Annotated in this window: 7 protein-coding genes; all 7 read right to left on the bottom strand. The window is 54.4% G+C overall.

Translation table 11 applies throughout. The features are described from left to right. Positions 1-44: 44 nt before the first annotated feature. The 7 genes from JIN87_RS15805 to yicI all read right to left on the bottom strand — a co-directional run bounded on the left by JIN87_RS15805 (position 45) and on the right by yicI (position 15,810). Complete coding sequence (locus JIN87_RS15805; protein WP_200356558.1) at positions 45-2,819, bottom strand: glycoside hydrolase family 43 protein; 2,775 nt, start codon at positions 2,817-2,819, stop codon at positions 45-47. A gap of 184 nt (positions 2,820-3,003) precedes the next feature. After that, positions 3,004-5,298, bottom strand: coding sequence for a glycoside hydrolase family 127 protein (locus tag JIN87_RS15800; protein WP_200356557.1), 2,295 nt, complete (start codon positions 5,296-5,298; stop codon positions 3,004-3,006). A 123-nt stretch (positions 5,299-5,421) separates the two neighbouring features. Then, positions 5,422-7,377: a family 43 glycosylhydrolase gene (locus JIN87_RS15795; RefSeq protein ID WP_200356556.1), complete on the bottom strand. Its 1,956-nt coding sequence runs from the start codon at positions 7,375-7,377 to the stop codon at positions 5,422-5,424. Between the two features lie 156 nt (positions 7,378-7,533). Next, positions 7,534-9,459, bottom strand: coding sequence for a sialate O-acetylesterase (locus JIN87_RS15790; RefSeq protein WP_200356555.1), 1,926 nt, complete (start codon positions 9,457-9,459; stop codon positions 7,534-7,536). Positions 9,460-9,471: 12 nt separating this feature from the next. Continuing rightward, positions 9,472-10,980 (bottom strand): MFS transporter, encoded by a 1,509-nt coding sequence (locus JIN87_RS15785; protein ID WP_200356554.1) that lies wholly within the window; start codon positions 10,978-10,980, stop codon positions 9,472-9,474. A gap of 25 nt (positions 10,981-11,005) precedes the next feature. Then, a complete protein-coding gene (locus tag JIN87_RS15780) occupies positions 11,006-13,531 on the bottom strand; it encodes a beta-glucosidase (RefSeq protein ID WP_200356553.1) in 2,526 nt (841 codons plus the stop codon). Further along, positions 13,531-15,810 (bottom strand): alpha-xylosidase, encoded by a 2,280-nt coding sequence (gene yicI, locus JIN87_RS15775; RefSeq protein ID WP_200356552.1) that lies wholly within the window; start codon positions 15,808-15,810, stop codon positions 13,531-13,533. The genes JIN87_RS15780 and yicI overlap by 1 nt, the downstream gene beginning before the upstream one ends. Between the last annotated feature and the right edge of the window lies 1 nt (position 15,811).

The following is a 15,811-nucleotide window of genomic DNA, read 5'->3' as shown; positions in this document are numbered from 1 at the left end:
ACAGTTGGGTGTAGTAAAGCTGTCCAGTTTCTGGGAGTGTGCAACTACTCGACGGAGTAGACGTTTAGTTCGAGGAAGCGGGAGTCGCCAGGTTGAGTACTTAATGGGGTTTCGATCTGGATCGGGCCGTTCTGGTTGTGATCATTAGCGCTTTCCCAGAGGAGTTCGGAATCTTCTGATCTTGGCGTGTCGCTGGTATGGACCTCGTACCTAAGTGCGGGATCGTCTATTTGAGTGAGTGTCCAAACGAGTTTGTTGGCTATCACTTCGATGTCAGAGTTGGGAGGGCTATCCGGGACGAGTGGGTTCGACCCGAGTGCGTACTCGACTAGGTTGCTATTTCCGTCCCTATCGGGGTCGTCACCATGTCCTGCGATACCTGGAGCAGGAGAGTCTCCGAAGTGACTTGTCTTCCACTGCTGGATACGGGTTGTGCGGAGTTGGTCGGTGGCGACGGTTATGTCGAGCGACTTAAGTGTCACGGTCTTACTATTGGCATTGAGCGGGTTGATGGCGAAGACCCCGACGCTTAGGTCACTTGCTGAGTCGAGGAAAGTCGCGTTTGCAACTTGTGGAGAGATGGAAACACCATCGACTGTGTAAGCCCACTGATTTTCGTTGCGGGAAATGCTGACAGTCAGACCGTCGCTCAAGTCGTAGCTGGACTGATCGAAGGTGGCGTTATTGTCATTGCCGTTTTGTGTGTGGACGGCGAGCCCTTCAGGATTTGCGGATTGGAAAATTCCCGCACGCGTCAGTGTCGTGGCTGAGGTTCCGACATAGACGCCGACTTGGTCGATGCTTTCAAGTCCTGTGATAGGTCCGAATTGTGCGGTGACATTAAAATCTTCCTCTCCAGTGTATCCTAGGTCGGATAGCTTCACGCCGATCGCAGATGTGGTGGTGACTCCTGCTTGTCCGTTAAAGTCGGCCTGGGTGGACTCTAAGAGTAGAGCAGCGTTACCTAGGTCAAGCGTTAGGTTTGGATCGCTTTGATTGTAGCCTATTCCTGTGCCGCTTAGGCGGGTGCTTAATCCCGTTGCGTTCCCGTGTTTGTCGGGCAAGCCTGATTGTGATGCTTGAGAGAATTCGATACTCGTTTCGGCCTGTTCGTATCCGCCGCCAATGTAGATTGTGAACTGAATTTCGTCGGATAGGTTAGGCTCGATGAGATCGTAGACCTGTATATGCACGTTGAATACTTTTCCCATTTGGGAAGGGGTGGGGATCCACGTGAGTCTCCCGTTGCCTGGATCGACTCCCATGCCGCCTGGTCCTTCGAGGACTTTGTATTCAAGGATGAGGTCAGGGTGGATGGAACCGCTCGCGACGATCAGATCAAGGTTTTCTCCCATTGGTAGTGCCATATCCTTGAGAGCGACGAGTTCTGGAGCGGGAAGGTCACCGCTACGGTTTACGATGGCGAGTTCGCTGCCCCAGAGGGATGTCCCATCGGGGGAAATAGCGGAAAAGCCTTTTACCCACATGCGGTTTTCGTTGTCCCAAAAATCGGATACGATTCCTTTGAAGAGAGTACCATCGACAGTGAGGCGGATGTTTTGCTCATCGATCATTTCCCAAGAGCCGCTAACGCCCACGAGACCTCCGTCTTCTTTTAGGCCGATAACGGTGGAAGTTTTTACGTCACCGACCGTGTCCTTGCCGTGGTTAATGATCTTGTAGGAGCCAGCGATTTCGGCGGTCGTGTAGCTGCCTTGGGTTTCGCCGGCGTAGCGATGCGGGGCCATGACGGGCCATCCATCCTCATTGAAAAAGAGCTGGTGAATACGGACTTCGTGTTGTTCGCCTCGTCCGACGAAGCGGGTGTGGAAAAAGTTGAACCACTTGCCTGTAGTGGGATCTTGGATAATGGAGTTGTGTCCGGGCGAGAGGTAGCCCGTAGAAGAGGTGGCAAGCTCTCCCTCGACTGGAAGGAACTGCCAGTTGCCTGCAAGCTTGAGACCGTGTGGGTTGATCGAGGAAAGGCTGGCGTTGAGAGGAGCGGTGGACATGTCGGTGCCCGCGGGATCACGGTAAGGACCGGCTGGATGTTCTGCTCGGAATACCCGCATGTTGTAGCCGTCTGCTGCGGCGAGTCCACCGTAGGAGAGGAAGAGGTAATAATAGCCCGTATCCGCATTGTAGTCGATGAATGGGCCTTCCATGACGGAGTGGTTTCCTCCATTTATACGGGTGCCGAAACCTTGGTTAGGAAGTTGGAAGCCGGTTTGGTCATCCATCTTCAGAACATAGATACCGCCTGAGTAGGAGCCGTATACCATCCAGAGCTCGTCTTCGGTGTCTCGGAAGAGCGTGGGGTCAATGGTGTTGGGATGGATGCGCGGATCAAAGCCGGATACGCCGGTACCGCCGCGGAGCATTTCGCCAAGATCCTCGTAGGGACCCTCGACAGTGTCGGAAACGGCGACTCCCATGTAGCTGCGGTAGTCCAGATGGTTGGTCCACACGTTATAGTAGTAATAGAATTTACCGTCGTCGAGTTGGTACACATCCGCAGCCCAGAGGGTGGTTGCATTGGACCAAGATATGAGTTCGGAGAGTTCGCTCTGAAAAGTGCGGAAATGGGGTGGGTTGCCTGTGTTGACGGTGAGGGCGACTTGGGTCCAGTTCATGAGGTCCTCGGTCCATGCTGAGGCTCCGTGAGAACCGTAGACGTAGAAGCGGTCGCCGACCTTGATAACAGAAGGGTCGTGTACCGAGGCGTTGCGCGTGAAGCTTGGGGTGGTTTGGGCTGCCAGCGGCAGAAGTGTGAACGCGGCTAGGGTAAAGCTTAGGAGAGTAGTTTTGAGGCAACTCATCGTTTGGAAGATGTTCGCATGTATGTTCGGGGTACCGTGAATGGGCCCAGCTTGGAGGCGGGGCTACTTGTACATGCGCGGTTTGGTGAGAGAATCCGCCAATAGATGAGCGAAAGGTGGGAAGAGTGGCTTTTCGCAGATTTGTGGCTATCGTGACGATGGCCGCGACCCGATGCGAATCGTCCTACTGCTCGACTCGGCGGAGGGCGATGTCGAAGAGGGCGGGAGTTGTTTGGTTTTCTTGGGCGACTATGCGGAGCGCGAGGCGAGGCCCGCTTGCGGATCTGATCTCGTCGGGGATGGGGAAGGCTTTTTCGACGAAGGTATCTGGGTGGTCGGCCTTGACGATTAGCTCTCCAATTACCCGGCCGTTAACTTCGATATTGCAGGCTTTGCTCCATTCGCCGCCGAAATAGGTGAGCACGAGTTCGACGGGGGTGTCTTGCTTGTTTTTGAGTGTGTATCCGAACCATTGTGACGATTCACGGAATTGGCGTCCGCCGAGGATGCCGGTGCGAGTGCCTTCGCCTCGGAAATCGTGTTCGACTTCGGGTTGTTGTTGGCCGGGGGCGACAGAGTCGATAGTTAACTTCTGAAGGGCGGTTTGGCGTTTTTGTTTGGCTACGAGTTCGGCAGCGAGCTGAGCGTATTCGGACTCGTCGGCGGTTCTCCAGTAGAGGGTGTAGCGGGAGTCGTGTATTTGGTAGAAGGGTTCGAGCTCGATCTGCGAGTCAGGAGCGGGACGGATGTCGCCGCCAAGGGTGAAGTGATTGTTTTTTTCGGGGATGGGGGTGAGACGTTCTAGGAGATCGTCGGGGGATCCGATGAGGAGTGGGTTTTTATCGACTGGGTAATAGCTGCCAGGGGCAATATGCTCCATGCGGCCGGGACCGGCGAAGAGGCCGGGAAGGTCGTATTCTGGCGACTGGTAGCGGGCAGCGAGCACTATGGGGCCCTTCAGGAAGGCGTAGTACGGGGAACCGTCGGGAAGTTGCTCGACGGAGAGTTGCATAGGGAAACTGACTTCGATGCGGTCGGAGTCTTTCCACTTACGTTCGATAATAGCGTATCCGTTTTCGTAGGACGTTTTGGTTTTCTTCCCATTGATGGTGATAGCGAAACGGTCGTCGGCCCAAGCGGGCTTGCGGATGCGGAGGGCGAACGTTTTGGGCTTGGGAGTGGAAACGGTCAGCGTACTGGTGGAGGTGCTAGGGAAGTCGGTGGTTTGGCTGAGGGTGATGCCCTTCCAGTTGACTTGGCTGGAGATGAAGAGGTTGACGGCTAGGCTGGAGTCGTCGTGGGCGTAGATGAGTTCGGTATAGCGGTTGGGATTTTCCATACCGGTGCCGACGCAGCACCAGAAGGAGGTTTCCGGCTGAGAGTAGACCCGGTAGTGGCGGGGACGAGCGGGAGTGAAATAGACGTAACCACCGGTTCTGGGGTGCTGAAGCGAGAGGATATGATTGAAGAGAGCACGCTCGTAATAGTCGATGTAAAGACTGTCGCCATCGTCCTGATACAGGAGGGTGGAGAGTCGAAGCATGTTGAAAGTGTTACAAGATTCCGGGCCTTCTCGGGATTCGAGCATTGGTGAGAAATCGTGCGTATCGTGGAAGTGTTCGCGTACACTGTTGCCCCCGATGGCGATAGAGCGTTTGTGAACGATGTTGTTCCAGAAGTATTCGGCGGCTTGACCCCAGCCTGATTCGGACTCGATCTGGGCGATGCGTTGGTAGCCGATGACCTTGGGGATTTGCGTATTGGCGTGGAAACCGGTGAGTTTGTCTTCGCGTTCCAAGAGCGGGTTGAGCAATTCGTGGTGGGAGAATTGCTTGGCGAGTTTGAGGTGAGCTGGGTCGCCCGTGTGTTGGAAGACTTCTGCGAAGACGTCGTTCATTCCGCCATGTTCGGCGTAGAGCATTTGCTGGATTTGCTCCTCGCTTAACTTGGAGACGAGTGAGCTGGTCCAGTCGCAGAGTTTGAGAAGCACGTCTTTGGCTTGTAGGTTCCCGGTTACGAGCCAAGCGTCTTTGAGGCCGGCGTAGCTTTTGTGAATGTTGTACCAAGGTACCCAGGCTCCATTGAGGTTGAAGCGCTCGGCTTTGACCTCGCCTTGAGCGAGTTTTTCCCACGCCGCTTTGCCTCCGGGGATTCCTCCAACGTAGCCGTCGCCGTTGGCTTCTTGGCAGAGGGCGAGCTCGTTGATCATGTAGTCGAGCCGTTCCTTGAAAATGGCGTCGCCGGATTCGGCATAGGCGAATGCGAGGGCGGAGAGATAGTGCCCAGCGGAGTGGCCGTCGAGTCCGGAGCTTTCCCAGTTGCCGTATTTTACTGCTTTGGATGGAAGACCGGCCTCGACAAGGAAAGGGGCGAGGAAGCGGTCGACGTTGTGGGCGAGCAGGTAGGATTTGTTGAGTTCGTGGGAGCGTTTGAAATCGCCCTCGAGGAGGTGTACGGAGTTGGGATGGAAGAGCTGCATCTTATCAGACGCACAGCTGGAAGGGGATTCAAGAAATGCGAAAGCTAGGGCTGCGAGTAGAATGCAAGGAGTATAGCTATTTTTAATACAAATTCGATCTAACATTTCTTAGTCAGGCTCGTGTTAATAGGAGTATTGTGGATCTAGTTTCATGAGGGTCGGTTGGTTGCGATCTACAAAAAGCTCTCCATCTGAGTATTGGAGTTCGACCACTTGGATTGAGCTTCGTCGAAGCTCGTATTCGTTTTCCTGCTCAGGTTTGGATCGTCCCGGATGGGTGAAATAGAACAGGTATGCTTTATCGCCTTGAACGAGTACGTCTGGGTGACCGCCAGTAACTCTATCATCCTCTCCATTGCCAGGCGTTTGCAGAAGGTTTTTTCCTAGCTGACGTTTCCAATTTAGAGCGTCATCGGAACGATAGACGCCTAGGCCCTCCCAGACGTCTGTGACCATCCAATAATAGCCTTTCCATTGGAAGACTTTAGGGCCTTCCCCAGATTTGTCCCCGACGGCTTTGCCTTTGATTTCCCAGTTGTAGAGGTCCTGACTGTCGGCGTAATAAACGGATTTTCCATCAAGCTCGTTATTGTACCACATGCGCCAAGTACTGGCGTTGAGTTGGTAGACGCAGGCGTCGATGATTTTCTCATTTTCGAGTTCGAGGGTGGATTGGTAGACCCAGTTTTTCAGGTCTTTGCTCGTTAGGTGGAGGATGTTCCTCGGGTGAGCCCAATCATTGAATATTCCAGGCACGAACGTGAGGTACATGTGGTATTCTCCTTTGGGGCCTTTGATTACTTCAGGGGCCCAGTGTGTTGGATCGGGGATGTCGAATTGAGCTGGGAGTCCGTTGATATTTGCTTTTCCGATACGTTTCCAAGTTATACCATTGTCCGAGGATTCCGCGATACCGATGTGAGTGCCGTGAACCCATTGAACTCCTGATGGTTCGTCGGCATTGGCTCGGCGGTTGGTGTAGAACATCCACCAGCGGCCGCGATGCTCGTTCCAAATAACGACTGGGTCGGCAGCTCCATCGAAGACAGGATCGCGGAAAAGTGGCTTGGGAGCAGTTTGAGGTTCTGAGTCGGGAAGAGGTACCCCGAAGTCAGGGAAGCCATCGTCCGTCCATATGAACTCTTGAACTCGGGCGTGGCGATTCCAATCTCGAAGTGAATAGACGGTGAGCTCTTTGTAGTTGCGAGCGTGGTACACGATTAGATCTTGTCCGTTTTCGCCCGTTGTGAATCCATTGTGTCCGGGACCGTAGATTCCATTTTCTTCGGATGTCATAAATACGCTGCCGGGAGATTTTTGCCAGGTACTGGTTGTGAGCAGATCACTGTCGTCGTCTGCCCAAAGGAGACCCATGCGGTAGTTTTGGTCCGTAGCGTTGACGGAGTAGGTGATGAAGATCTTGCCGTTTCTCTTCAGTACGGCGGGGCCTTCATTGACGCGGTACTTCATTTGTTCCCAAGCGAAGTCGGGTTTAGTGAGACGGATCTGTTTCCCTTTGAGTGTCCAGGGGTTCTCCATTTCAGAGAGGTAAATATTCGAGTTTCCTCCCATGTCGGGGTCTTTTTGCGCCCAGACGTAGAATAGTTTTTCGTGGTGCTCGAATACGGTAGCGTCGAGGGAGAATTCATCCCATGCCGCTTTGACTTCACCTTTCTCGATCCATTGGCCCTCGAGCGGATTGGGAGATTCGTTTTCGAGAACGTACATACGAATGCGCCAGATTTCCTCTTTGTCTCCCGCAGCGAAGTAGATGTACCACTTGCCTTGGATGAAGTGAAGTTCTGGAGCCCAAATATGAGCTCCCATGGGACCGGTGGAGTGAGCCTTCCAAATGTCTTTAGGCTCAGCAGCTGGGAGCTCGCTTATCGTGGCTGCTCTACGTAGTTCGATTCGCTCGTATTGAGGTGTGGTGGCGATGAAATAGTAGAAGCCGTCGCTGTGTTTGTGGATCCATGGATCTGCTCTTTGTTCGATTAACGGATTGGGGTAGACGCTGTTGGCATCCACCGCGGATACAGAGGCAATTACAAAGAATGTAATGAAGACGAGACGAAGCATTGAATATGGGGGCGCTAGATCGATTGGGTTTTAGAAGAAGTGGAACCTTTCTAAGAGTCTATGCGCCAAAATGCCTGATTTCCCGACAATCAATTGAGTGACCGTTCCCACTTGGTTGATTTATCCCTCCGTGTGCGCGGACGAATCGATTTTCAGCTAAGGAGACGTTTGGGTCTGGAAGGGTGAGGCTGGGAGCCCCTCCGAATTGTAAAGGTTGCCCTCAGGGACGTTGCTCCAGGCGTAACGGACGAGTTTCGGCTCCGGGACACGTTCACTTTCAAGTGTGATTTTCGATGGGTGTATCTGTGCTTTGGCGATGTGAAAGATGCCGTCGGGGCCAGCGAGTTCGAATCCGATTGCCTGGCCACCTGGCGCAACGAGTCCGTTGGCTGCATTATCGAAAGTAAGGATTGCTTGGGAGCCTCGGCGTGTCGCTTCAATCAAAGTAGGACCTGAGTAGATGATGTCATCTCCGTAGGCGAGTGACCGTGCGGCGAGGGCGAGGCGTTGGCCGACCGGTTCTTTGTTGGCAGGATGGATGTCCAGAGCGTCGCCGACATCGATGGTAACCGCCATAGCGGTGTTGGGCGTCGCTAGCTGGGCTAGGCGTTGAGCTTCTCGGATTTCGGGTGGCATGCCCTCGAAAGGCGCTATTTGTACGAAGAGGAAGGGAAAGTCGCCGAGTGCCCAACGCTTACGCCAGTCGGTGATAAGGGCGGGGAGGAGTGTTTGGTACTCTGTAGCGTTTCCTGCGTTTGCTTCTCCTTGGTAGAAGGCGACTCCTTTGATGGAGTAGGGAATTAGAGGAGCTATCATGCCGTTGTAGAGGACGGTAGCGGCTCCAGGGGTGTTGGTGGTATCTTGTGGGGGGCGAGGCCCGTCGGTGAAGATGTGGCTGAACTTGTAGTTCCACGAACCAGCTAGGTCGATGGCTTCGGTAGGATTGACCTTGGGAGATATCTGGAGTGGTGTTTGTGGATCCCAGATGCCTCCACCTCCACCTGTATCGAGAACGCGGACACGGATCGTATTGGAACCAGGTTTTAGAATTTGTGGTGCGATTTCATAGCGACGAAGCGTTTGCCAGCCGGTGGTACTGCCGAGCTTGTGTCCGTTGATCCAAGTTGTATCAACATCGTCGATGGCTCCGAGTTCGAGAACTAACGGTTGTTCAGCCCATAAGGTTGGAATCTCGAAGCGTTTTTCAAACCAAGCAATGCCGTCGATGCCGTCATGCCCTTGATCTTCCCACATGTTTGGCAATTGCATGCTCTGCCATTCAGGCGAGGTGGTGTCTTGCCACCATTGCTCACGTGTGCCGAGATCGTGTTGCTGGTACCAGGCGTTGACTGATTTTTCGTGTTCAGCTCGCGCTCTTTCCGGCTCTGTTGCGTGTTCTTGGAGTCGCTTGCTTTCAGCAAGGTAGTGAGGGAATTCGGACAGTCCTTCCTTTCCGGTCCAGGCCTGAGCGGGAGTGCCACCCCAGGAACTGTGAATAATCCCGATGGGGACATCTTGCGATAGGTGCAGATCGCGAGCGAAGTAGTAACCGACAGCGGTGAAGTCTTCAACTGTATCCGGAGAACAAACACGCCATTTGGCATCAACTCTCGTCTGAGGAGTATGACTGAGGGTTTGTTGCACGTATAGCTCGCGAATTTGTGGGTAGTTCGCGGAGGAGGCTTCAGCCTGCCAGTTATAGATGTCTGGTTGACCAGAACGAGGGCCAAGTTGGCGTTCCATGTTGGATTGCCCGCCGCAAAGCCAAACATCGCCGACGAGAACGTCGAGCAGGGTGATGTTGGTCTTGGATTGGTTCCCTGATACGGTGAAAGGTCGCCCCTCGGGAGATGCTGGGATTGGGGTGAGCTTTATTTTCCAATCTCCGCCGGCGTCGGCCCTTGTTGATACGTTTTGGTTGGCGAAGGTTACGGTTACCTTTTCGCCCGGTGCGGCGGTACCCCAGATGGGGAGTCGGATCTGGCGTTGAAGGACCATGTGGTCGCCGAAGGGACTAGCCAGTTCGAGGGCGTGTAGAAGCGGGCAGATAGTTGTGGCAAATAGTAGGAGGAAAGCTTTCATGGATGTTGGAAATTAAACTTTGCCGCGGATAGCTTCGAGTTCAGAGCGGAGGGTGGCCATGTTCTCGCGGGTTAGAGGGAACTTGTAGAGGGCAAATAGGGCTCCGAGAAGAAAGATAACCGGTACGCTAGACAGGAGGAATCGTATCCAAAAGATGGCTTCTGCTGGTTGGTTGCCGCCGAGTTCTGAGTCGAAACCAGTAGCGGCAAGGATCCAGCCGGAGGCTCCCGCTCCGAGGGCGAGGCCGACTTTCATGATCCAGGATTGGCAAGCGGAGAAAGCCCCTTCACGACGCTTGCCGCTTTCGAGTTCATCGTAGTCGATAACATCTGGAAGGAGGGAATTGTAGAGGGTCCAGAACCCTGCTCCGGTGAAAGCGACGAAACCGGTCGCAAATATTTGCAGCCAGGGGAGATTCGGGTTGTAGAGCCACCAGTCTCCAATGAAGGCCATGATGGCCATGATGAGCACGAGGGCCATGGCGTGACGTTTACCCCATTTTTTTGAAATTGTAGTGTAGAAGGGGATACCAAGGAATCCGAATACCATACCGGCGATTCCCATCTTAAAATTCCATGCTGCCCCAAGACCTAGATCGCCTTGGCAAACGTAATAGATCGTGTTGTAGTAGCCAAGCGCTCCAACCATGCTAGTGCCAATGGCATAGGCGAGGACCATAAAGAGGAGATTGCGAAAGGGCTTACAGCTAAGGGCTTGGTAGATGGTCTCGATGATTTTGACCTTCTTCTGTTTTCGTTCGACAACGTTTTTGTAGTAGCGTTCGCGGAGAAGGACGAACATGAGGATCGCGCAGAGCACCATTATGGCGCCGAGGATTGTAGTGTAAACCTGGGCACCGAGGAGAATGTTTTCACCTTTGCCCTTGGCCCAGGCATCGGAACTGGTGAAGAGGAGAAACAGCCGCTCTGAGAGGTTTGTCATGTTTGCACCGTCCCAGACAGCTAGTGTGGTGAATTGTCCAGCGAAGAACATGGCGAGTTCGGGAGCCTTTTGGATGGCGTTGCGAACCCCCATGAGCAGTGTGCGTTCATTGTAGTTCGGGGTCATCTCCATGCCTAGGCTGGCGTATGGCATCATGAAGGCGCTCGTGATGCAGATATATACCCCTGAGCTCAAAATCATATAGAGGAAGTACTGGTGCGAGGACCAGCCTTCGCCGACTGCATAGAGCAGCGGGAGGCCAACACCTGCGAGCAAGCCCGCGATCAGGATGAAGGGGCGTCGGCGACCGAAGCGGGATCGGGTATTATCGGAGAGCCAACCAAAGAGAGGATCGGTGACCGCGTCCCAGAGTCGGTTGATCATGAGGACAGTGCTGACGAGACCTGGGTTGATTCCGAGAAAGATATTGAAGACCTGAAACGCTAAAGAGTTATAGAGCCACTGGCCCCACATGTCCACAAAGGAGCCGAGGCCGAAGCCAAACTTTTGGGGAAGAGGAACGCGATCTGAGGGCGAATTGACTGTTTCTTCGGTTTGGCTAGATAATTGAGTGCTCATCTTTTTTTTGGCGGTAGTGGAATAACTAGTACAGATAGATTGTCTTTGGTACAGATAGGTCGCTTGAAGACTTTCCTATTTCGATTGAGTAGGTGCCGGCGTCGACGCGCCATGCGTTTGCTTCTACGTCCCAATATGCGAAGTCTCTTGGAGTGAGAGTGAATTCGATGTTGGTCGTCTCTCCCGGCTGCAGCTCGACTTTTCGGAATGCTTTGAGTTCACGAATTGGGCGTTGGACCGCTGCCTCAGTTGATCCGAGGTAAAGCTGGAGAACCTCGGAGCCAGCTCGGTTACCCGTGTTGGTGACTTTAGTTCTGATGGTTAGGTTGGAGCCGTGGGGTATTTCGGTTTTATCAAGCTGTGGCGGGGAAATTGAGAAGGTCGTGTAGCTCAGCCCGTGACCAAATGGGAATAGTGGCGGGATTTTCTTTTTGTCGTGCCAACGATAGCCGATGAAAACACCTTCCTGGTAGTTGACTCGTTCCGGCCCGTAGTTGCCTAGGGCATGAGCCGGGGTGTCTTCGAGTTGTCGTGGGATTGAGAAGGGCAGTTTACCGCTTGGATTGGCTTCGCCGAAGAGTAATCCGGCGAGTGCTGCTCCACCTTCCATTCCGGAGAACCAGTAGTGCACGAGAGTGGGGGCGGACTTTATCCACGGCATGGATACGGGAGATCCACTTTGAGTTATGACTACTGTGTCAGGGCGAGCTGCGAGAAGTGAGGTGATAGCTTCATCGTCCCCTTCTGGTAGAGCCATCGAGGGTCGATCGCTGCCTTCGCCCTCATGAGCATGGCCTGCTCCGAGTTGATTCCCTGTAAAGAATAGGACGGTATCTGCGCTTTGGCTACGTTTAACAAGCTCTTCTGGTAAGGTTGGATGGAGGCAGGAGGGAGTGCGCCAACCGAATTTTAGATTTCCTTTATTTTCGAGTGGCGAATGTTCGATTGTGAGCGTGTACGTTACCTTTGAGGAAAGTTGTGCGGTACAACTACTTGTCTGTGAACTCTCGGAACTCCAAGCGTCGATGTAGAGATCACCGTCGATGTAGAAACATACTGGACCATCATGCTCAATTTGAAAGCTGTAGACACCGTCTTCAGGTGCAGTGATCTCAATGGACCAGCGTGATGAAGTGTTCGGAGCTTGCGCATGATTACACTCATGGTGGTAGACCGTGCTGACTGGAATGCCGGTGAGCTCGGACGTTGGGAATGTGACGACCTGCCACCCCTTTTGAGCGGCTCCGTGATCGAGGTCGTTTGTATCGATAGTCTGGATGTACGACTCGGGAAGCTGAGAGTGGATTTCCTTGAAGGGGCCGGGAATGTATTCAATTTCCGCTGTGTTGCCCAGATAGTCGCGTAAACCTTGTAACGGTGTTATTTCGTAAGGTGGTTTGCCTTCTGCGCTCCAACCTCCTCCAGAGTGCTTGATGTTTGCGTTCGAGCCGAGGACGAGAATGCGTTTGGTATCTTTTCTCTTGAGGGGGAGGCGATTTGAATCGTTTTTTAGCAGTACGATCGACTCGGCCGCCACCTTGCGGGCGAATGCTTGATGCTCGGGAGTGTTGCGAGCTCCCTTCGCTCGACGGTAGCCTCCCAGTTTTCCGAGTTGTGCCATGACGTAGAGGACGCGGAGTGCCATGTTGTCTACGGTTTTCTCTGGAACCTCTCCAATGTTGACCGCATCGATGAGCGGTTCGCGGAAGTATTGGATGGCATCTCCAGCGTGCATTTCGACATCGAGGCCGCCAAGAGCTCCGGCGACTGTATCGTGGACGCCGCCCCAATCGCTGACTACGAAGCCAGGGAAGTTCCACTCCCGCTTGAGAACCTGATTGTTGAGATAGTCGTTGTGACTGCAGAACTCCCCTCTGAAGCGATTGTAGCCATTCATTACGGTGAGGGCTCCACCTTCGACGATTGCCATTTCGAAGGGCAAGAGATAGAGTTCACGGAGGGCACGTTCGTCTATCTCCGTATCGACCGAAGTGCGTTCGAGTTCTTGCTCATTACCCGCAAAGTGCTTCAGGCAGGCGGCGACATTTTGAGACTGGAGGCCGTGTACGTAGGCAGTGGCGAGTCGTCCAGCCAGGATGGGGTCTTCGCCCATGTACTCGTAGTTGCGACCGTTGAGAGGGGTGCGGAGTAAGTTTACCCCAGGTCCGAGTTGGACGTCTTTTCCTCTATGTCGGGCTTCGCGGCCTAGGGTTCTGCCGAATTCTTCCGCAAGCTCGGTATTCCAGCTAGCGGCTAGGGCTGAGAGCGTAGGAAGCACAGTCGAATGATCGTCATCTGTATTGGCGGGATTGAAGGTGGCACGATCAATCTCGGGGCGCACGGTATGTGGCCCGTCGCTAAACCAGAGTTCATCATCCTGACCGACTTGTGGATGAGCGGCTATGGTCATTGTGCCGTTGCCCGCCAGAAAACTAACCTTCTCTTCGAGAGAGAGTTTGGCGAGAACCTCTTTTGCTTGTACAAGGGCGGAGGCGTCGATCTTCGCCTTTGGGGCAGACAGAAATCGGGTTGTATCGTTAACTGTATCCATTAGCAAGAGACGGAGATCTCTATTTGTGTAGACCCTTCGGGGATCTTGGTGGCGTTTCCTCCTGCTATCTCGAAGGTTGCGTTGTCGAGCGTTCCATCAATTTGAACGAGGATCTTTCCTGTCTTATTGGTCGCGGTGATGCGGGTTGTTTTCTGGCCTATGGAATCGTGCAGGGTGCAGTCGGTAGTTTGCCCCTCTGGGAGCTCGAAGAGTTTTAGGGTGACGCTTTCGCTGTATTCATAATCTGGACAGTCTTCATTCGCTCCGAACGGGAGAAGGGTGCCTGGGCTGACGTAGAGCGGGAGTGAGAGGTAGTCATGGTTTTCTCGATACCACCTGCCGCCTTCTTTGACTTCACCGGTAAGGAGGTGAGTCCAACGCCCAAGGGGGAGATAGAAATCCGTAGTACCGTCTTCGCTAAAGACGGGAGCGATGAGCAGGGAGTCGCCGAGCATGTATTGGCGTTCGAGGGAATCGCAGGCGGGATCATGCGGGAACTCGAGCATCATGGCTCGCATGCTTGGGATGCCGTCTTGGTGAGCTTGAAGCGCGGTGGCCCAGAGGTAGGGCATGAGGCGACATTTGAGTTTTGTGAAGCTGCGGACTACGTCGCAGGCTTCTTCGTCGTAAGCCCAGGGGACGCGGTAGCTGCTGCTGCCGTGCAGGCGGCTATGGGAGGAGAGTAGCCCGAAGGCGGCCCAGCGTTTGTAGACGGATGCTGGGGCGGTACCTTCGAATCCTCCTATGTCGTGGCTCCAGAATCCGAATCCGCAGAGGCTGAGGGAGAGCCCGCCGCGCAGGCTTTCGGCCATGGACTCGAAGGTGGACCAGCAGTCGCCGCCCCAGTGGACTGGGTAGCGTTGGCCGGAGGCGTAAGAGGAGCGGGCGAAGAGGACGGCATCACCTTCGCTGCGGACTTCTTTGATGGTGTTAAAGACACACTCGTTGTAGAGGATGGTGTAGAGGTTGCGCATTTTGACGGGATCTGAACCGTCGTGGTAGACTACACCCTCGGTGGGGATGCGTTCGCCGAAGTCGGTTTTGAGGGCATCGACGCCCATCTCGAGAAGGCGTTTAAGGTGGCCGGCGTACCAGGCGGTGGCCTCGGGATTTGTGAAGTCGACAATGGCCATGCCCGGTTGCCAGAGGTCGGTCTGCCAGACGCCGCCGTCCGTGCGTTGGATGAAGTAGCCTTTTTCGGCTCCTTCGGCGAAGAGTTTTGAGCGTTGGCCGATGTAGGAGTTGATCCATACGCAGACTTTGAGGCCGCGTTGGTGGAGGCGATCGAGCATAGCTTCGGGATCGGGGAAGACGCGGGGATCCCACTCGAAGTTGCACCAATCGAATTCGCGCATCCAGAAGCAGTCGAAGTGGAAGACATGCAGCGGAAGATCGCGGTCACGCATGCCGTCGATGAACTTGGTGCAGGTGGCTTCGTCGTAGTTGGTGGTGAAGGAGGTGGAGAGCCAGAGGCCGAAGGACCAACTAGGCGGAAGGGCGGGACGGCCGGTGAGGGCGGTGAGGCGTGAGAGAACGTCTTTGGGCGTGGGGCCGGCGATGACGAAGTACTCGAGGCTTTCGCCTGGGATGCTGAACTGGACGCGGGAGACTTTTTCGGTGGCGACTTCGAATGAGACGGGGCCGGTTTCGTTGACGAGTACACCGTATCCTCGGTTTGTTAGGTAGAAAGGGATGGCCTTGTAGGCTTGTTCGGAGCCAGTGCCGCCGTCCTTGTTGACGGTTTCGACGGTTTGGCCGTTTTTGACGAGGGCGGTGAAGCGCTCGCCGAGGCCGTAGACGTTTTCGCCGACGCCGAGAGCGAGCTGATCGTGCATGTAGGTCTCGCCGGACTCGTGCTGGGCGTAGCCCATGGCTCTCCAGCCGCTGCTGGTGAGGACCTTGCCTTCTGACTCGAAGGAGATGCCCCAGTTGTCGCCGGTGCTGACTCGGGCCGAGAGGGAGCCGGATGCGAGAGTCGTGGAATCGTCGTCTGTATTTATGGATACAGGAATGTCGCCTTCGGTCTGCAGGGGGATGCAGGGGCTGTTTTTTGTGCCACCGGTGTAATGCTCGAGGCGTACGCGGATGATGCCCTCGAGCGGCGAGCTAAGTTTGACCGTGAGGAGAGGGCCTTGGAGGGTGTCGCCACGGTGGTTGATCTTTTGTGTGGGAGCGTGGATGACGAGGCGGTTTTCCTCAGCTGAGACATCGTATGCCTCGGCAGGGTAGTGCGCCTTGATTCCCGGCTGGTGGAGCCATTGGCCGTCTGTGAATTTCATA

Source organism: Pelagicoccus mobilis, assembly GCF_016595505.1.
Classification (GTDB): domain Bacteria; phylum Verrucomicrobiota; class Verrucomicrobiia; order Opitutales; family Opitutaceae; genus Pelagicoccus; species Pelagicoccus mobilis.
This window is presented reverse-complemented; position numbering and strand designations above follow the sequence as displayed.